This window comes from Secundilactobacillus silagincola (assembly GCF_002583405.1).
GTDB classification, from domain to species: Bacteria; Bacillota; Bacilli; order Lactobacillales; family Lactobacillaceae; genus Secundilactobacillus; species Secundilactobacillus silagincola.
This window is the reverse complement of the sequence record NZ_BCMJ01000001.1, coordinates 165179-183211: the sequence shown is the minus strand read 5'-3', so window position 1 is coordinate 183211 and position 18033 is coordinate 165179. Positions and strand designations below refer to the sequence as shown.

Sequence of the window (18033 nt, the reverse complement as noted above, 5' to 3'; positions counted from 1 at the left end):
TGCGGATGAACACCAAAGACCTAGCTTATTTTAAAGCCTTAGTTGAAAAGCGAAACTTTACTGCCGTTGCAAAGGCGTTTAACGTTTCTCAGCCAACCGTCACGCAAGCAGTGAAGCGACTGGAACGAGAATTCGAAGATGAATTAGTCCACGTGGACCGGGCGCACAGTCGAACCGAAATCACGCGGTCCGGCTTATTATTGTATGAAAAAGCGAGTTCAATCACCGCTAGCTTAAATTTAGCTCATCAAGAGATTGAAAACGCTAAGTTATCCCGGATCCGGTTTGGCTTACCGCCGATTATTGGTTCACTGTACTTTCCCTCACTAGCTGGTCAACTGTTGAAAGATGGTCTGCTGCAACGCTTGGATGTTGTCGAAACCGGTTCTGGCGGCTTACTTAATTCGGTGAAAAATGGTGAAACTGATATTGCTTTGCTGGCTTCAGTACTGCCGCTGCATGATCCTTCACTAAACGTGATTCACATTGGCAGTCGGCCATTCGTAGTCGTCGTTAGTCGGCAGCACCGATTAGCTAATCGAGGAAGTGTATTTTTTAAAGAACTAGCGGATGAAGAGTTTATCATGTTAAACCGCAAGTTTGTTCACCCAGCGGCTTTTAAAGCATATTGCCAGTTTGCGGGGGTTAATCCGCCTGTTATTTATAAGACGCCAGATATTTCCTGGATTACCAGTTTAGTCAAAGAAAATTTGGGCATCAGTCTGTTAGCTCGTGACGTGGTTAGTTCCAGTGATGAAGAAGAATTAGCCTGCTTAAAGGTGCTGGATCCGGTAGCTGAGCGTTTCAACGTCTCAATCGTGACACGGCAAGGGTACGTTTTCACGCCAGATGAAGAACACTTTGTGCAGGATTTGAGACAGTTAAAGATTCCACAGAGTTAAGGCTGTTAAATTAAATTAAAAAAGCGTTGTCCCGAAGAAAATTGGGATAACGCTTATTTTTGCTTCAAATGATTATTGAAGATAGTAAATAGTTCCGTTGCTTCAACCTCTTTGTTATTGTCGCGGTTCACAAGAGCGACCAGTTCATCATCGGTGAAAGTCAGTTCATAATCGTTTAAATCGGCTAAAGCAGCGACCGCAATCGCTGCAGTTTGCAAATTCATATTGACGAATGGTTTACCGGAAATGATGGCATCTAGTAAAAATCCCGTTTTATTGGCGACCATCTCGTGTAAATTTTGATCATAAGCATTAGATTGTGGTACCGCAATGACTTTATCCAATTGGTCAGCGTTTTTGATACCGGGTTGCTTGCCAGCTCTGATGGCTAAACGACTATTAATAGCAACTAATTCGTCTGCTGTTAAATAACGCATTACATGTCCCCCTGTATTTGATCCAATATGCCTTCAAACTGATCGATGACCGTTTCCAAACTTTGGAAAAAGTGAGCATCGAGCTGCACGTTATTACGGAAAGAGACGTCGATGTCATCTCCCTTTTGAACTTCTAGTTTGCGGGCAATGTTTGCGGGGATCGTAATTGCCAATGAGTTACCAACCTGGATGATTTGACGCTGTGATTTGATTTCGTTCATAAGCTCAAATGGTTCCTTTCGTTATAACAAATTCATAATTTCTTAAGTAGTATAGCATATTTGATCTAGTTCGTCATGACAAATTAGCTGAGATGTCTTTATATTCTAATTTTATATGGGCTATTAGGGAATATATTTCTGTGAAAAAAGAATATTGGAAAATAATGTTATTCTATGAAAACGATAATAATAGGGTGCAAGCTTGTAACTGGACTAACATATTTTCAGGAATATTAGAAAACGGTTTGTCAGTTCTCATTTGATATGCTAGTCTGTGAGCATACTAAAAACGACGAAAGATAAGGAGGTACATCTGATGACTGTTCAATTCAATAACAACTCAACACTTGCTACCTCTTTATTAGCCTTATTATTATGACCTAGGATTTGACAATGTAACACGTCAAGTCCTATTTGCGTTATGGAATGGGGCTTGTCGAAACAACACCCCATTCAGTGCGAATGGGGTGTTGTTTTTGGTTAACAATCAAATTTGAAGGGATGATTATTATGACTAAACAGATTCAGTTTTTCGATACGACGCTTCGTGACGGTGAACAGACGATTGGGGTTAACTTCAGCATTGATGAAAAAGTAGCGATTGCTAAACAGCTCGAAGCTTGGGGCGTTGATGTGATTGAAGCAGGTTTTCCAGTGGCTTCTAAGGGTGACTTCGAGGCGGTTCAAGCAGTGTCGCGAGCCGTGAAGCAGACCTGCGTTACTGGCCTAGCGCGGGCCCGAAAAGGTGATATTGACGCCTGTGTAAAAGCCACTGCAGACGCTGCACATAAACAAGTCCACGTCTTCATCGCAACCAGTCCGATTCACCGTGATTCAAAACTACATATGTCTAAGCAACAAGTGATTGATACCATTACCGATTGCGTCTCATACGCCCATCAGTTCTTTGATATCGTGGAATTTTCACCAGAAGATGCCACGCGAACCGAACCCGATTTCTTGGTTGAAGCCATTAACGCCGCAACGGCAGCTGGTGCTACTGTCATCAATATTCCGGATACGGTAGGGTATACCAACCCCGCTGAATTCGCCGCACTCTTTAAGAACCTTCGCGAAAACGTGACCAACTTTGACAAGTACACCTTCTCAGTTCACTGCCATGATGACCTTGGCATGGCGGTTGCTAACAGCCTTGCTTCCATTGAAAACGGTGCGACCCGAATCGAAGGCACCATCAACGGTATCGGTGAACGTGCCGGTAACGCGGCACTAGAAGAAGTTGCTGCAGCGATGTATGTTCGCAAGGATTACTATGATGCCACGAACAACATCAATATGAAGGAAACTAAGCGTACCAGCGATATGATCAGCAAATTTGCTAAGATGCCGGTACCGCATAACAAAGCCGTGGTTGGTGCCAACGCCTTCGCACACGAATCTGGGATTCACCAAGATGGGATGCTGAAGAATCCACAAACCTATGAAATTCTCACGCCAGAATGTGTCGGTGCCCACAAGACGACCTTGCCACTTGGGAAACTTTCAGGGTCACATGCCGTGATGACTAAGCTGAATGAGATGGGCTATCATGTCAACCGTGATGATATGAAAGTTATTTTCCCACACTTTAAAGATAAGGCTGATCATACCGATATCGTTTCAGAAAATGATCTTCGAGTGATTATGAACAAATTTAGTGAGGTGAGCGCATAATGACAGCCAATATTACAGTACTTGCTGGTGATTATATCGGTCCGGAAATCATGGCGGCGGGCTTAAAAGTATTAGCCGCAGTTAGTGAAGATCAGAATTTTGATTATGAGCTTCACGAGATGCCCTTTGGCGGTGCCGGAATCGATCAGACGGGAGAACCACTACCTGCTGAGACACTTAAGACCGCTCAGCAAAGCGATGCGGTTTTACTGGCAGCCATTGGCGGTCCTAAATGGGACGGTGCATCAAAGACACCAGAGCAAGGACTATTGGCAATCCGCAAAGCACTAAATTTGTTCGCAAACATTCGACCAACTGAAATCAGTACCGCGATGCAGCAGTATTCACCACTTAAAAATACGGAACCAGTGGATTTTGTTATCGTTCGTGAATTAACCAGCGGAATTTACTTCGGGACTCCCCGTGAAACGACTGCGGACTATGCCTTGGACACCATGCGTTACACCAACGAAGAAATCGAACGGATTACCCGGGTGGCTTTCGACATGGCCATGAAGCGGCGTAAGCACGTGACATTGGTTGATAAAGCCAACGTGCTGGATACCAGTAAATTGTGGCGGAAAATCGTCGCTGAAATTGCAACTGACTATCCAGAAGTGACCTACGATACTAGTTACGTAGACGCTGCTTCCATGAAAATCATTGCTTCACCAAGCCAATTTGATGTGATCCTGACTGAAAATCTCTTTGGTGATATTCTCAGTGATGAAGCCGCTCAGACTACCGGTTCGTTAGGAACGATTCCATCCATGAGTCGTGGTGTTAACGGACCATCGTTATACGAACCAATTCACGGTTCAGCACCTGATATTGCTGGTAAAGGCATTGCTGATCCAATTTCAATGATTCGTTCAGTTGCCATGATGCTTACCCACTCGTTTAACCGGGACGACATGGCGAAGGAAATCAGCGATGCGATTAACCAGACAGTAACGGCTGGCGTTGTGACACCTGATTTGGGCGGACACGCGACTACTGATGAGATGACAGAGACAATTATTAATTATATTAAGGAAAGCAGGCATTCATATGAGCCAGACCATGTTTGATAAAATTTGGAATCAGCACGTGATTACGGGAAAGGTTGGGGACCCGCAACTGATCTACGTTGATCTGCACTTACTTCACGAGGTGACTTCACCACAAGCTTTTGAAGGCTTGCGTGAAAATCACCGGCAAGTGCGCCGAACTGATAAAACCTTTGCAACCATGGATCATAACGTACCGACGAAGGACATTTTTAACATTAAAGATGAAATTTCGCGTAAGCAGATTGACACTTTAGGTAAAAATGCCAAGGAATTCGGCGTTCGCTTAGCAGGTATGGGGGATGAAGATCAAGGCATTATTCACGTCATTGGTCCTCAGTTAGGTCTAACACAGCCAGGCATGGTTATCGTTTGTGGGGATTCACACACTGCAACTCACGGGGCTTTTGGTTCCATTGCGTTTGGGATTGGGACTTCGGAAGTCGAACACGTTTTAGCCACCCAAACCATTTGGCAAACAAAACCGAAGACCATGGGGATTCACATTCACGGCCAGTTGCCCAAGGGGGTGTACGCCAAGGACATCATTATGGGGTTGATTGCCCGTGAAGGCGTCTCATTTGGGACTGGTTACGCAGCCGAATTCTACGGTGATACCGTGGAACGGATGAGCATGGAAGAGCGGATGACACTAAGCAACATGGCCATTGAAGGTGGCGCGAAAGTCGGTACCATTCGACCTGATCAAACGACTTTTGATTACGTGGCCGGCCGGAAATATGCACCTAAGAATATGGATAAAGCCATTGAATATTGGAAACAGTATTACACGGATGATGAATCAGCCTTCGACCGGGTGGTGGACTTTGATGTCAGTGATCTAGCACCATTCGTTTCATGGGGGACAAATCCCGGCATGGCGGTACCGGTGGATCAACCATTTCCAGAAATCAAAAACGCTGACGATCAGAAAGCATACGACTATGTGGGCCTCAAACCAGGGCAAAAGGCGTCAGAAATTCCAATCGAGTTTGCTTTCTTTGGTTCCTGCACTAATGGTCGGCTATCAGACTTGAAGATTGCGGCCTCAGTATTGAAGGGTCATCATATTGCACCACAAGTAACGGCATTGGTTGTTCCTGGTTCGCGAACTATCAAGGAAGCAGCCGAGAAACAGGGCATTGATAAAATTTTCAAGGAGGCTGGCTGTGACTGGCGCGAGCCCGGTTGTTCAGCTTGCCTGGGTATGAACCCGGATCAAGTTCCCGCAGGTGTTCACTGTGCGTCAACTTCCAACCGAAATTTTGAGGGTCGGCAAGGTGCTGGTTCACGGACTCATCTGGCAAGTCCAGCAATGGTTGCTGCGGCAGCCATCAATGGTCATTTTGTAGATATCAGAAAGGTAGGCGTGGCATAATGGCACCCATTACAACGATTACAAGTCCTTCAGTGCCGATCATGAAGGATAACATTGATACTGATCAGTTGATTCCCAAGCAATTTTTGAAGAATATTTTGAAGGTTGGGTATGGGCAGCACCTGTTCTTCGACTGGCGTTACGATAAAAGTGGTAAGCCTAATCCTGATTTCATCTTGAATAAGCCGGAGCGGCAGGGCGCGAAGATTTTAATTGCTGGTGATAACTTCGGTTGCGGCTCTTCGCGTGAACACGCGGTATGGGCACTGAAAGACTATGGCTTCAAGGCCGTTATTGCCGGTGGCTTCAGTGATATTTTCTACATGAACAGTACTAAAAATGGATTTCTGGCCATTACACTACCTCGTGATCAGCGTGAGATTCTAGCGGCTGCTCCAGCCGATGCCAAAATTACTGTTGATCTGCCAAGTCAAGAAGTTCGGTACGACGATCACACCTTTGCTTTTGAAATCGATCCACTCTGGAAGCATAAATTTATTAATGGGTTGGATGATATTGCTATTACCATGCAGTATGAAGATCAAATTGAGGCTTATGAGGCCAAAATACCGCAGTTTTAGCGGGATTAAAGCTGTAAAATAATAATGCAGTAACAAAAAGATTAAAATTTGATGTTGACATTCTCATGCGAAGTGATTAGTATGGGACTTGTTAAATCAATTACAAAACGCTATGAGAAAGTTAAGTAACCGTTCAGCACCTGTAAGCGAGCTTCGTTTGGTGAGAGGAAGCCAGAGTTGAACAGCGAACATCCCTTTTGAGCGACGTACCGAATTTAAGTAACGTACGTTGGGCACTCCCATTATCGAGTTAGCGTATCGTCCTTGTGGCCGTACGTGAAGAGGTTATTTTAGCGATAAAATAACAAAATAAGGTGGTACAGTGCAGAAGCACCCTTAGTTTACACAAGTTGTGAACTGAGGGTGCTTTTTAGTTTACATAGCGTATCAAACATATAAAGGTGGTGGTTTCCGTGGAAGATCAGATTAGTCAGATTAGTCAGTATCAAATGAATTCTCAATTATTTAGCAATCATACACATATTACGGAGGTCTTCAATCATGGAACAGGTCAAAGATTTAAATCCAAAACCGTTATCAGTTAAACAATACTTAGTCGTCAGTTCAATGCTATTCGGGCTCTTCTTCGGTGCTGGGAACTTGATTTTCCCAATTCACCTAGGGCAATTAGCCGGTGCTCACTGGGGCATGGCTACCGTTGGGTTCTTAGTTACTGCAGTGCTGCTACCAATGCTTTCAGTGCTTGCCGTTGCCGTTACCCACTCAAAGGGTGTTTATGACATTGGCCGTCCTCTTGGTCCCGCATTCGCGTTGGTATTCATGGTCATGATTCATGCCACCATCGGACCATTGTTCGGGACACCTCGGACAGCCACGATCCCATTTTCAGTTGGGGTTCAGCCACTGCTTCCTGCAAGCTGGGCACACGTTGGTTTGTTAGTCTTCTCAGTTCTTTTCTTCGGTACAGCATTTCTTGTTTCGTACAAGGAATCTAACGTTATGACCAGTGTTGGTAAAGTTTTAAACCCGGTCTTTCTGCTGATGCTTTTCGCAGTCTTCGTTATGGGTTTTGCTCACCCAATGGGCAATGTTAGCAAAATGGCTGCTACCACGGCATATCAACACGCATCATTCTTCAACGGCTTCTTACAAGGTTACAACACAATGGATGCTTTAGCTGGTTTAGCCTTTGGTGTTACCGTTGTTACGGCCGTTAACCAACTAGGCAAGACAACACCGTCGAGCAACGCTAAAGTTACGGCTCGTGCAGGGGTCCTTGCTACTAGTATGATCGGTGTAATCTACGTTGGCTTGATTTTCTTAGGTGCAACGACTTTAGGTAAATACAAAGTTTCTGCAGATGGTGGGGTTGCCTTTAACCAATTGGTTACTTACTACTTAGGGACATTTGGTCACGCACTGCTCGCAACGTTGCTGACCGTAACTTGTTTAACCACTGCCATCGGTTTGGTTGCAGCTTTCGCACAAGATTTCCACAAACACTTCAGTCGCGTTAGCTACCGTCAATGGCTCGGGTTCATGTGTGCCGCATCGTTCTTGACCGCTAACTTCGGGTTGGATACTATCATCTCATGGTCAACACCAATGCTGATGTTCCTGTATCCATTTGCCATGGTACTGATCCTGTTGTCAGTCTTCTCACCACTGTTCCATCGTGATGGCGTGGTTTACGCGTTCGTTGTTGTTTTCACTGCTGTACCAGCGTTCTTCGACATGGTGGATGCTTTCCCAGCAGTTGTTAGCCAAAGTGCATTTGGTAAGGCTGTTGCTGGATTCCAGCAAAGTGTTCTGCCATTCGCAAACCTTGGTATGGACTGGGTCGTACCAGCTGTCGTTGGTTTGGTATTAGGTTTAGGTGTACATTTCTTACGTCCAATGTTTGCTGCACATCGCAGTGTTGCTGCACAACAAGTTCATAATCACTAGAGAGTGTGAAAACAAGCGTTTAAAGAGTGGAGTATAAGGGCTCAAAGCGGAAATTCCCTGAACCTTTGGGGATTTTTGCTTTGAGCCCTTATATGCAACTCTTTGCTTGTTTGAGCGCGTTTGGGAAAATGTGTGACACAACTCGGTAGATTTCAGAATGTAACATAAAAAAGCCATTTCGACGTTTCTGTCGGAGTGGTTTTTTACGTGCCATGGCCGGAATTCGAAGTTGTGGGGCCATATTTAGGCTAGATTAAAGGATTGAACAAAAGCAAAATTTTAAGTTGTATATTATGTATCACAATATAATAGAAGGAAAATGAAGTAGATTCTGATGCAAAGCGTATAATTAAAGTGTATGGTTTCATCACTAGAAGATGAAGGCAGGTGGAGTTGCTTATGCATCAAGAATCACTTTTTTCTAATCAATCACAAAATGTCCCACTTGCTAGTCGGGTGCGGCCAAAGGATTTAGATCAATTTGTTGGTCAGCAGCACCTTTTAGGCAAAGGCAAAATTTTACGGGAAATTATCGAAACTGATCAAGTTTCATCCATGATTTTTTGGGGTCCGCCAGGTGTCGGCAAAACGACACTGGCCGAAATTATTGCGCAAAAGACGCATTCCAGCTTTTTGAGTTTTAGTGCCGTCGATAGCAGTATTAGTAAAATCAAGAAGATCATGAAACAGGCTGAATTGGATCGTGAAGTGGGTCAACGAACGATGGTGTTTGTGGACGAAATTCACCGGTTTAATAAGGCTCAGCAAGATGCTTTCTTACCCTACGTTGAGAGGGGGAGCATTACTTTAATTGGTGCCACCACGGAGAATCCCTCGTTTGAAATTAATTCGGCGCTGCTTTCCCGTTGCAAAGTTTTTGTGTTGCATGAATTAAAACAAGACGACATTGTCACTTTGCTCAATAACGCCCTCAGCAATCCGGCTGGTTATGGTAATCAAACCATCAAGATTAGCGATGATGAAATTCAAGCCATTGCTAATTTTGCCGATGGCGATGCTAGAACTGCCTTAAATACGTTAGAGATGGCTGTTCTGAATGGCGATAAGCAGGGCAATGAAACGACCGTCACTATGGATGACCTCAGTCAGTTGATTACCAGAAAATTTTCACTCTACGACAAAAATGGCGAAGAACACTACAACATTATTTCCGCATTGCATAAATCAATGCGGAATAGTGACGTGGATGCGGCGATTTACTGGCTTTCACGGATGTTGGAAGGCGGGGAAGATCCGCTGTATATCGCTAGGCGATTAGTGAGATTTGCCAGTGAAGATATTGGCTTAGCGGATACGAACGCGCTGAACGTGGCAATCAACGTGTTTCAAGCCTGTCAGTTTCTTGGTATGCCAGAGTGTGACGTTCATTTGGTAGAGGCCGTGACTTACCTGGCGTTGGCGCCGAAATCAAACGCCATCTATAAAGCACGCTTGGCAGCCGCCAAGGATGTGAAGCAAACGGCTAATGACCCGGTACCGCTGCAGATTCGTAATGCGCCAACTAAGCTGATGAAGGATCTGGGATACGGTAAGGGTTACGAACTAGCGCATAACGCTAAGGATAAGTTAACCACTATGAAGACCATGCCACCATCTGTGGATGGACATGAATACTACTTGCCAACGGATGAAGGTCGCGAAAAACGGTTTAAAGAACGCCTTAATCAAATTAAGGCTTGGCACAGACAGCATGAAGAATGATTGTGCCTGTTATAAGTTAAGACCGCGCTGAGATTTTTCTAGCGCGGTCTTTTTGACCACCATGGTTAATCAGGTTGTGTATAATAGAAGTACTTATTACAGGGAGGGGCTGCTCATGCCACTATTAGCTATTATCATCGATGTGATTACCGCCTTTACTTATTTCTTTCAGGTCAAGTCAGGATCGATGGGCGTTTACGTATTGGGAATAGTCGTTCAAGCTGTTGCAACACTGCTGTTACTTATTTGGACCTTTACGTACCGGCGCAAAAAGTATCGTAATCCCATGATTTTTGGCTTCTTCACGGCTACGTTTTCCTATGGGATCATTTTAATTTCAGCTGCTATTAATGCTTTGGTATTTATTTTATACCTCATGAATATTTTAGGAATCAATAGCATTATTTTCAGTTAAAATGTAATCGATAATGTTAGTTTTAAATTAATTACTAATGGTATATATAATTCAATCGAGATGTGTTCTCATAGGCCTAACACTAATCTGTTAGGCTTTTTTATTTCATATTCACATTTTCTCTAATAGTATCCATAGATATATGCTTAATAAAAGTTGCTCTAACCGTGTTATAATCAATTTGTAAGCGCTTTATAGGAACGCTTAGCTTATTATTAAATCTCTCTGGCCAGACGATTTATGATTAGGGGATCGACACGTATAGCAATTTAAATGCTATCTAAACTTCCTTTCATACCACAAACTTTTAAAGCGTGCTCAACTACAGCCCTTAATGTTGATCGTTTTCTGGAGAGATTTTGCTGTGTCAATTTATGATTAAAAGCAATTTTAAATCAGTTACGATGGTTTGAATCCTGTATTCAGCAGGAATCAGACCATTTTTTAAAAATTAGCAGATTTAGTATGATAAGATAACTATGAGTCATACATTATTTAAAGAGGGGCCGTTAGTGATGTGGCGCAAATTTATCAGTGACATTTTGTTTGACCTTTCAATTCTATTGATTCTTCTTGTGGTGCTTATCATCGGCAAAGGCGCTTACGATTTAATTACCAGTGGACATCTTTATTTTTGGAGATACGCCACTTCACTTATTTACGAGATGCTTGGTGCGGCCGTCTTCTTTTCACTTATAGAACTCATAGATTTTGTGTGGAAACGGCATAAGAAAAACTAAGCGATTTTGACATCAAAAAACGTTCCAGCCGATATGACTGGAACGTCCTTGAATAGATACGCACTAATAGATAGCCAACCAAAAACGCCTATTATGTTATAGCGTCTTAACACTTAATCCATTATCATTATCACGTTTAAGTAGCAAGTTAAATGCAATCGCCCAAATAATGGCACCGATGGCTGGTAATAGCGATTCGTGGCTGAAGAACAGACTTACAAAGATAGCGATAAAGAAGGCAATTGTTAGTGGGTTGCTCCATTTGTATCCAGGCATCTTGAAGCCATCGTTTTGGAAATCGATGGAACGACGGTACTTGTAGTGTGCCACCATGGTCAGAATGCAGACCAGAATGTAAATGTCACTGGAAACAGAAGCGATGAAGGTGAACGCCGCACTCAGCGTGTTGAAGGCACTAATAATGGGAGCGAATAACATGCAAGCTGCTGAGAACAAGACGGCTACGATTGGAATCCCGTTGGTTGAAACTTTAGTGAATGGTTTCATCGGTTTAGCATGTGATTCCAATGCCAGCTGGTACAAATGACGACCAGTTGAGAAAATGGAACTGTTCAGAGTCGACATTGCGGCAGCAATAACCACCACGTTGATGACTTGAGAAGCAGCTGGCAACCCGGCAAGAGTGAAGATTTGAACGAAGGGACTTTGAGATGGATTCAGTGAGCGCCAAGGGGTAATTGCCATAATCACCAGTAGTGAACCAATGTAAAATAAGAGAATTCTGAAAATGATTTGGTTAACGGCTTTAGGCAAAACGTGCTTGGGATCTTTAGTTTCAGCGGTAGTAATCCCCACGAATTCCATTCCTTGAAAGGCAAAGAAGACCATTGGGAAAGCCATGATAAACTGATGGAACCCGTTTGGAAACATGGTGAAGTTGTTGGTGAGATTGCCCCAAGATGCGTGAGTGCCAGCAGGATTTTGGTGATGCGTAAAGACTAAATAAATACCAACTAAGATTAATGCGATAATGGCAAAAATTTTAATTCCGGATAAGAAGGTTTCAGAGTGACCAAATGAACTGACCATGGCAATGTTAACACCGGTCAAAACAGCCCAGAATCCTAGTTGAACTAGGCCAGCGGAAATGTGTGGAAACCAGAATTTGACGTAGGTTGACAGCGCAATTAGTTCAGCGTTGGCAACCAAAATCAGTTCAAGCCAGTAACTCCATTCAGCAAATTTTCCCAACCTTGAGCCAACGTACTTTCTGATAAACGAAACGAAGGTGTGCTGATCCGGATCGGAGTACATCATTTCACCGATTGCACGCATCATGAGGAAGAAGAAACCACCGATGATTAAATAAACGAGCAAAATTGATGGTCCGGTTCTGTGAATCGTACTGCCGGCACCCAAGAAGAGTCCGGTCCCAATCGAGCCACCAAACGCAATCATTTGAACCGCAACGTTGGACAGACCGCGACGGGTACCATCCTTGTTCACCTGAATTTTTTTCTTTTTTAACATATTTCAGCCTCCCTAAATAACCAATGAACCATTAAAAGCGATTTTTCCAACCTCGAGACTTTTACATAAATGCTATTTCGTAAAGAAATTTCTCAGTAAGAAAGTAACTTTTGGCAAACCATTGTTGGCCGAATGATGCACCAACATCTGAGTTACACCAGTTTGATAATCACGTTGTAATTTGCCACGACTGAAGTTTGTATCGCATTCAACCATCTAATTTCCCTCACTTTCCAAACAAAAAAGTCGTCCCCGCACAGAATGTTCTGTACAGGGACGACTTTTCATCGTGTTACCACCCATCGTTCGTAGTGATGTTGCCATCACTACCTCTAAGGCACATACATGCCCGGAATTTTATCGTGTTTCCCACGTATCGCAAGCTTTCACTTTTGATAATTGCTCAGAGCTCATCTTCAAAAGACGTTTTGGTCCATCCTTTCACCGACGATGGTCGCTTTCCAACCCTACTGATCTTTCTACTCTTCTCTTCATTGCAGTTCGTATTAAGTTATGATAGATAATAGCACATATTATTAGAAAATTAAACAGTTTTCACAGAAGTTTTTAATATTAATGTTAAAAGAAAAACGCGCCAATAGTTGCAACTAGTGCAATAACTGTCCACCAGTACTGGGCTAGAAAATTCCAAAAGTTCATCACACCACGGCGACGCTCATACAAACCAGTTGTCGGATTATACACGAAAACTGAAGAGTCAATGTGGTCACCAGTAGCTGGTTTAGTTCCAAGGACCAAAGTGTCTAAACTAACGTGCAAGATTTCGGCTAACTTGACTAGTGTTTTCAGATCCGGTGTACCATCGCCGTTTTCCCATTTTGAGACTGCCTGGCGAGAGACGAAAAGTTGAGATGCCAGGTCGTCTTGTGACAAATGCAATTCCGAACGTAATTTTTTCAGTTGTTCTGCAAATTTCATGATGAAGTCTCCTCTCTATTCTTCCAAGGGTGATTATGCTCGCAAAGCAAGGCAAAGACACGCAAACAAAGTGATAAATTTCGCCCGAATCAACTGCTATTTGCGCAACTGGGAGTTGCAAAGAATGCGCAAAGCCCTAATACATAGGAGTTGCGATGGTTGCGACCAAAAAACTCGCGCTTCTCTGTCGTTTTGGCAAATAAGTGCGAGTTGATGATTAGTCATGTAATTTTTCTGGTTCCTTCAAAATCAAATGTCCAAGTAGTGCGATGACCAAAAAGACGACAGCTACTAGACAAACACCGTTCCACTTGGCAATACTCCAAGCCCAGGTGGCGGATAACGTGCCTAATGAACCGCCAAGAAAATAGCTAAACATGAAAATAGAATTGTTGCGGCTACTTTCTTTACGGTTGAGCGATTGAACGATGGCTTGATTGGAAACCTGACTGAATTGAGTTCCTAGGTCCAGTAGAATAATACCGATGATTAAGCCAATCATCCAATGACCAATTAACCAGAACAGCAAAAAGGCCAAACTGGAGAAGAAGACGGATAATCCAATCGTCAGTCGTGGTGAGCGATGGTCGACTAGATTACCAATATAGGGAGCAGCTAAGACACCCGCAATCCCTAATAAGCCTAATAGTCCAGCAACGTTACTGCCTAGATGATATTGATCAGCTAGGTAGAACGCAATTGTCGACCACATGACGTTAGAAACCGCGAACATGGTAAAACCGTTAAGTGAAGAACCTCGTAGTCGACGCTGAGTGGTGAATAGACGAGGCAATGATTTAATGACATTGGCATAACTTAAATTTTGATGGCCACGAGGATCCCGTGGCATTGCTTGATGGACTACCAGCAGTAAGATGAGATCCATCAGCGCTGCAATCAGATAAATGTATTGCCAGTCAATGACACTACCAAGCAGACCACTGAAGGACCGCGACAATAAAATCCCGGTCAAGAGGCCACTTAGGACGGTTCCCAGGACTTTTCCACGTTGCATGGCAGGAGCGAGAAAGCCAGCGTACGGAATAATGATTTGCGGTGCCACGGAGGTGATGCCGATTAGCGTGGTTGCGATGGCGAACACCACAGCATTGGGTGATATGAACGCGATTAACAGTGAAATGATGGATAAGACCATCATGAATTGAATTAAATGATAGCGATCAAAAATATCACCAAGGGGAACGATTAATAATAGCCCAACGGCATAACCCATTTGGGTCAGCATTGCCAGCACACCGACAATGGCTTTAGAAAGGTGAAAATCGGTAGCAATTAACCCTTCGATAGGTTGGATAAAGTTTAGATTAGCGACGATAATACCAGTAGTAATCGCCATGAGTAAGACGGTTTTTCGTGAAATTGATTGTGGTTCTTCCATCATTATTGCCTCAATTCTCTTCTTTCTGATGTTGAGTACTAATAGCAGTAGGGCTATGTTTCATGTGAAACAAGCGAGTGACCTACTTTTAATGAGTACACAATTATTTATTATACGACAATTCTAAATAATTTATAAAACAGAAAAATCCGACACCATCACTGGTATCGGATTTTTAAGTAAAGCTGTAACTAAATTTGCTGCTCGCGGTCAGCCATTTAATTTAATCAGTTTTTGTTAGTCTTCGTCATCATCATCTTCTTCAACTAAGCCTTCCCAGGCAGTGCGGCCTAAGATAGCTTGCAGTTGTTGAATGGCGTGGTTATTTTGTTTTAATAGGGTAGTTAAGGTAGCAGCCAATGCTGGACGGTCTTCCTTTTCAGCCAACTTGATTGCCCGGGTGACGAATAGGTTTTCGGTGTTGTAATCGTGAGCAGTAATGTCAACGATTTCTGAAGTGGTCAGGTATTTGTTACGGCCGTCTTCGTCTAACATCTTGTAGTTGCCGTATTCTTCGGTAGTCGAAGGCGGTAGCTCGTTTTCGTCTAAGAGGGCTTCGGCAACCGTATCATAGTCCTTGCGAGCTTGGTCGATCAGTTCGTCATAGAGTGGGCGAACCGCAACGGCTTCGAAGCCCTTCATGAACCATTTGGCCTGGTGGAGTTTCACGTCCAGCACCCGTAGATTGGAAACGATGTGGCCGGTCATGGCACCCGCGGTTGGGGTGTGGTGATCAATGTCAGCTTGCTTCACTTCGGCTTGGTACTTTTCTTCTACTGCATCTTTTAAATCGGTTGTCATATTTAGTTCCTCCTGTCTGTTGGTTCACGACTACTTAGCAGCAACGGTGTCCTTAACTTTGATCTTTTTAACTTCGTAACCTAATTTATCAACTACTTGGCCTAATTCTTCAGCGGAGACTTTGCTGTCATCGAAGTCGGCTTTAGCCTTGCTGGCATTGAAGAGTACTTTCACTTTCTCAACGCCTGGCTGATGTGCCAAGGCACTTTCAATCTTGGTCATGCATGATGGGCAGGTCAAACCATCTAATTGTAATACCGCACGTTTTGTTGTCATAATAACGATCTCCTTTTTTAGTTGTTCTTGATTTCTTTGATTATCTATAGTTTAGTCGCTTCTCCTTGATTTGAAATTGACGTAAATCAAGTTAATGAAGTTTTTTGAGTAGCTGCTTGTTGTGCTTGGGTAGGCATCTTGCCGTAGCTAATTAACCGCATTGCGTTGAAGATAACGACGAGGATACTTGCTTCGTGGACGAACATGCCACTAGCCATGTAAATGAAGCCAACGATCAAACCAATGAGTAGGAAGACGACGACACCAATGGCGATGGCGATATTTTCCTTTGTGTTGATAACGGTCTTTTTAGAAAGGGCGTAAGCGTGAACCAGTGCTTCGAAACTGGATTGCATGAGGACAACATCGGAAGTTTCGATAGCCACGTCGGTTCCGTTGCCCATGGCGATACCGATTTGTGCGGTGGCAATTGCCGGGCTGTCGTTGATGCCATCACCAACGAAGGCGACGGTACGGCCTTGATCCTTGAATTTCTTGATGTAGTCGACTTTTTCTTCGGGTAAGAGTTCAGCGTGAACTTCGTCAAGCCCGATTTGTTCAGCGACGTATTGCGCGGTGATCTTGTTGTCGCCAGTTAACATGACTAAGTGCTTAGCGCCGTGGTCACGTAATGCTTGGAGCTGTGCTTTGATACCTGGACGGATGGTGTCAGAAACACCAAGGATTAATTTTAATGCGCCGTCAACGGCTACCATAACAACGGAACTACCGGTGTGCTGGACGTCTGTTAAGTCAGCTTTTTGTGTATCGGTTAAAGCGATGCTGTTAGCGTTCATCATCTTCAAGTTACCAACTAAAACGTGGTGACCGTCGATGGTTGCGGTGAGGCCTTGACCTTTAACCGTATCGTTTTCAGCAACGTCTAATTGTTCGAAATCAACTTTCTCGTGGGTCGCATAATCGGTAATGGCTTTGCCAAGTGGGTGATCGGATAACCGTTCTGCTCGAGCAACCAAGGCCAAAGCTTCCTTTGAATCGTCAGCGTAGTCTTTAACTGCGGAAACGGCGGTGTTACCAAGGGTTAATGTCCCAGTTTTATCAAAGACGAAGGTATCAACTTTCGCAAAGTCGTCCATGACAGCCCCACCTTTCAGCAGGATGCCGCGTTTAGCACCGTTACCGATACCGGCTACGTTTGAGACTGGCGCACCGATGACCAGGGCACCTGGGCAGCCGAGAACGAGGACGGTAATGGCAGTTGGAAAATCACGGGTAAAGAGGTAAACCAGAGCGGCGATGACTAGCACTGCAGGGGTGTAATACTGGGCGAACTTATCAATGAAAGATTCGGCAGGGGATTTCGCATCCTGAGCGTCTTCAACTAATTCAATGATTTTACCGAAAGTGGTGTCTTCACCAACTTTGGTGGCTTCAACAGTTAACGTTCCGTTACCTAAGATTGAACCGGAATAAACGGAATCGCCGGCAGTTTTGGCAACCGCTTTAGATTCACCGGTGATGACGGATTCGTCTAAGTAGCCTGAGCCAGAAACGATGTTGCCATCAACGGGTACCGAAGCACCGGTCTTAACCATGATGTGATCACCTTCGTCAACGTCATCGATGTCAACTTCTTCTTGGGTACCGTCGTCGTGGAGAATAACGGCCGTTTCTGGTGCCATTTGTGTCAAGGACTTAATGGATTGACGGGTCTTGGATAAGGTCCGTTGTTCCAGATAACTCCCGAACAGGAAGAGGAAAGTCACGATCGCTGATTCGTTATATTCGCCAATAATGAAGGCACCGACGACCGCGATACTAACCAACAGTTCAATACTGATGACCTTAACGCGTAATGATTGGTAAGCGTGAATCATAATTGGTACGGCTGCGATGATGGAGGCTAGGATGAACGCCCAGTCATAAACCACCGTTGAGCTCAGAAGGTACTTACCTGCAAAACCAATCGCAATTAGAATGGCACTTGCTAAGGTGATTTGGTTTTGGTGATTTTGAATATAACGTTGAAATTTCATGTCGATCGCTCCTTTGATCATTTGATTATCTATAGTGTAGAGCGAATTGGCATAGGGATAATTGACGCAGGTCAAGTTCGGCTTAAAAAACAAAAGAACTTGC

Annotated in this window: 18 protein-coding genes and 1 other annotated feature; of the genes, 9 read left to right on the top strand and 9 right to left on the bottom strand. The window is 43.9% G+C overall.

What is annotated here, in order from left to right; all coding sequences use genetic code 11:
* The first annotated feature begins 5 nt into the window (after nucleotides 1–5).
* On the top strand, nucleotides 6–902 hold the full coding sequence (locus CES82_RS00715) for a LysR family transcriptional regulator (protein WP_098823403.1): 897 nt from the start codon (nucleotides 6–8) through the stop codon (nucleotides 900–902).
* A gap of 53 nt (nucleotides 903–955) precedes the next feature.
* Here the strand turns inward: CES82_RS00715 and CES82_RS00710 are convergent, their stop codons facing one another.
* Nucleotides 956–1339 (bottom strand): hypothetical protein, encoded by a 384-nt coding sequence (locus CES82_RS00710; RefSeq protein WP_098823402.1) that lies wholly within the window; start codon nucleotides 1337–1339, stop codon nucleotides 956–958.
* Nucleotides 1339–1560 (bottom strand): AbrB/MazE/SpoVT family DNA-binding domain-containing protein, encoded by a 222-nt coding sequence (locus tag CES82_RS00705; RefSeq protein WP_098823401.1) that lies wholly within the window; start codon nucleotides 1558–1560, stop codon nucleotides 1339–1341. Before CES82_RS00705 ends, CES82_RS00710 begins: the two co-directional genes overlap by 1 nt.
* A 510-nt stretch (nucleotides 1561–2070) precedes the next feature.
* Between CES82_RS00705 and CES82_RS00700 the strand changes: the two genes are divergently transcribed.
* The 8 genes from CES82_RS00700 (at nucleotide 2071) to CES82_RS00665 (ending at nucleotide 11027) form a co-directional block, all read left to right on the top strand.
* The gene (locus CES82_RS00700; protein WP_098823400.1) at nucleotides 2071–3234 is read left to right on the top strand and encodes a 2-isopropylmalate synthase; all 1164 of its coding nucleotides are present in this window, start codon (nucleotides 2071–2073) and stop codon (nucleotides 3232–3234) included.
* Nucleotides 3234–4304, top strand: a complete 1071-nt coding sequence (gene leuB, locus CES82_RS00695; protein ID WP_098823399.1) for a 3-isopropylmalate dehydrogenase — start codon at nucleotides 3234–3236, stop codon at nucleotides 4302–4304. The genes CES82_RS00700 and leuB overlap by 1 nt, the downstream gene beginning before the upstream one ends.
* Nucleotides 4285–5661, top strand: coding sequence for a 3-isopropylmalate dehydratase large subunit (leuC, locus tag CES82_RS00690; RefSeq protein ID WP_098823398.1), 1377 nt, complete (start codon nucleotides 4285–4287; stop codon nucleotides 5659–5661). Before leuB ends, leuC begins: the two co-directional genes overlap by 20 nt.
* Nucleotides 5661–6242 carry a 3-isopropylmalate dehydratase small subunit gene (leuD, locus tag CES82_RS00685; protein WP_098823397.1) on the top strand — a complete coding sequence of 194 codons (582 nt, stop codon included), beginning with the start codon at nucleotides 5661–5663 and terminating at the stop codon, nucleotides 6240–6242. The genes leuC and leuD overlap by 1 nt, the downstream gene beginning before the upstream one ends.
* Before the next feature lie 103 nt (nucleotides 6243–6345).
* Nucleotides 6346–6583 (top strand) — a binding site (T-box leader).
* A 160-nt stretch (nucleotides 6584–6743) separates the two neighbouring features.
* A complete protein-coding gene (gene brnQ, locus CES82_RS00680) occupies nucleotides 6744–8150 on the top strand; it encodes a branched-chain amino acid transport system II carrier protein (RefSeq protein ID WP_098823396.1) in 1407 nt (468 codons plus the stop codon).
* Between the two features lie 399 nt (nucleotides 8151–8549).
* Nucleotides 8550–9872, top strand: a complete 1323-nt coding sequence (locus tag CES82_RS00675; protein WP_098823395.1) for a replication-associated recombination protein A — start codon at nucleotides 8550–8552, stop codon at nucleotides 9870–9872.
* A 115-nt stretch (nucleotides 9873–9987) separates the two neighbouring features.
* Entirely contained in the window at nucleotides 9988–10287 is a 300-nt protein-coding gene (locus tag CES82_RS00670; RefSeq protein WP_098823394.1) for a hypothetical protein, read from the top strand.
* Between the two features lie 479 nt (nucleotides 10288–10766).
* The gene (locus tag CES82_RS00665; RefSeq protein ID WP_143466276.1) at nucleotides 10767–11027 is read left to right on the top strand and encodes a hypothetical protein; all 261 of its coding nucleotides are present in this window, start codon (nucleotides 10767–10769) and stop codon (nucleotides 11025–11027) included.
* A 96-nt stretch (nucleotides 11028–11123) separates the two neighbouring features.
* Here CES82_RS00665 and CES82_RS00660 read toward each other — a convergent pair whose 3' ends face one another.
* The 7 genes from CES82_RS00660 to CES82_RS00635 form a co-directional block, all read right to left on the bottom strand.
* A complete protein-coding gene (locus CES82_RS00660; RefSeq protein WP_098823392.1) occupies nucleotides 11124–12518 on the bottom strand; it encodes an amino acid permease in 1395 nt (464 codons plus the stop codon).
* A gap of 72 nt (nucleotides 12519–12590) precedes the next feature.
* Nucleotides 12591–12734, bottom strand: coding sequence for a hypothetical protein (locus CES82_RS12395; RefSeq protein ID WP_180245616.1), 144 nt, complete (start codon nucleotides 12732–12734; stop codon nucleotides 12591–12593).
* 363 nt (nucleotides 12735–13097) lie between these two features.
* Nucleotides 13098–13460 carry a helix-turn-helix domain-containing protein gene (locus CES82_RS00655; RefSeq protein WP_439959035.1) on the bottom strand — a complete coding sequence of 121 codons (363 nt, stop codon included), beginning with the start codon at nucleotides 13458–13460 and terminating at the stop codon, nucleotides 13098–13100.
* 214 nt (nucleotides 13461–13674) lie between these two features.
* Nucleotides 13675–14856 (bottom strand): MFS transporter, encoded by a 1182-nt coding sequence (locus CES82_RS00650; RefSeq protein WP_098823390.1) that lies wholly within the window; start codon nucleotides 14854–14856, stop codon nucleotides 13675–13677.
* 237 nt (nucleotides 14857–15093) lie between these two features.
* Entirely contained in the window at nucleotides 15094–15657 is a 564-nt protein-coding gene (locus CES82_RS00645; protein ID WP_098823389.1) for a ferritin-like domain-containing protein, read from the bottom strand.
* Between the two features lie 30 nt (nucleotides 15658–15687).
* Nucleotides 15688–15933 (bottom strand): heavy-metal-associated domain-containing protein, encoded by a 246-nt coding sequence (locus CES82_RS00640; RefSeq protein WP_098823388.1) that lies wholly within the window; start codon nucleotides 15931–15933, stop codon nucleotides 15688–15690.
* A gap of 86 nt (nucleotides 15934–16019) precedes the next feature.
* Nucleotides 16020–17930, bottom strand: coding sequence for a heavy metal translocating P-type ATPase (locus CES82_RS00635; RefSeq protein ID WP_098823387.1), 1911 nt, complete (start codon nucleotides 17928–17930; stop codon nucleotides 16020–16022).
* Between the last annotated feature and the right edge of the window lie 103 nt (nucleotides 17931–18033).

Coding starts and splice junctions, on each gene's coding strand:
- CES82_RS00715 (WP_098823403.1), top strand. CDS start 6: ATGAACACCAAAGACCTAGCTTATTTTAAAGCCTTAGTTGAAAAGCGA.
- CES82_RS00710 (WP_098823402.1), bottom strand. CDS start 1,339: ATGCGTTATTTAACAGCAGACGAATTAGTTGCTATTAATAGTCGTTTA.
- CES82_RS00705 (WP_098823401.1), bottom strand. CDS start 1,560: ATGAACGAAATCAAATCACAGCGTCAAATCATCCAGGTTGGTAACTCA.
- CES82_RS00700 (WP_098823400.1), top strand. CDS start 2,071: ATGACTAAACAGATTCAGTTTTTCGATACGACGCTTCGTGACGGTGAA.
- leuB (WP_098823399.1), top strand. CDS start 3,234: ATGACAGCCAATATTACAGTACTTGCTGGTGATTATATCGGTCCGGAA.
- leuC (WP_098823398.1), top strand. CDS start 4,285: ATGAGCCAGACCATGTTTGATAAAATTTGGAATCAGCACGTGATTACG.
- leuD (WP_098823397.1), top strand. CDS start 5,661: ATGGCACCCATTACAACGATTACAAGTCCTTCAGTGCCGATCATGAAG.
- brnQ (WP_098823396.1), top strand. CDS start 6,744: ATGGAACAGGTCAAAGATTTAAATCCAAAACCGTTATCAGTTAAACAA.
- CES82_RS00675 (WP_098823395.1), top strand. CDS start 8,550: ATGCATCAAGAATCACTTTTTTCTAATCAATCACAAAATGTCCCACTT.
- CES82_RS00670 (WP_098823394.1), top strand. CDS start 9,988: ATGCCACTATTAGCTATTATCATCGATGTGATTACCGCCTTTACTTAT.
- CES82_RS00665 (WP_143466276.1), top strand. CDS start 10,767: ATGAGTCATACATTATTTAAAGAGGGGCCGTTAGTGATGTGGCGCAAA.
- CES82_RS00660 (WP_098823392.1), bottom strand. CDS start 12,518: ATGTTAAAAAAGAAAAAAATTCAGGTGAACAAGGATGGTACCCGTCGC.
- CES82_RS12395 (WP_180245616.1), bottom strand. CDS start 12,734: ATGGTTGAATGCGATACAAACTTCAGTCGTGGCAAATTACAACGTGAT.
- CES82_RS00650 (WP_098823390.1), bottom strand. CDS start 14,856: ATGGAAGAACCACAATCAATTTCACGAAAAACCGTCTTACTCATGGCG.
- CES82_RS00645 (WP_098823389.1), bottom strand. CDS start 15,657: ATGACAACCGATTTAAAAGATGCAGTAGAAGAAAAGTACCAAGCCGAA.
- CES82_RS00640 (WP_098823388.1), bottom strand. CDS start 15,933: ATGACAACAAAACGTGCGGTATTACAATTAGATGGTTTGACCTGCCCA.
- CES82_RS00635 (WP_098823387.1), bottom strand. CDS start 17,930: ATGAAATTTCAACGTTATATTCAAAATCACCAAAACCAAATCACCTTA.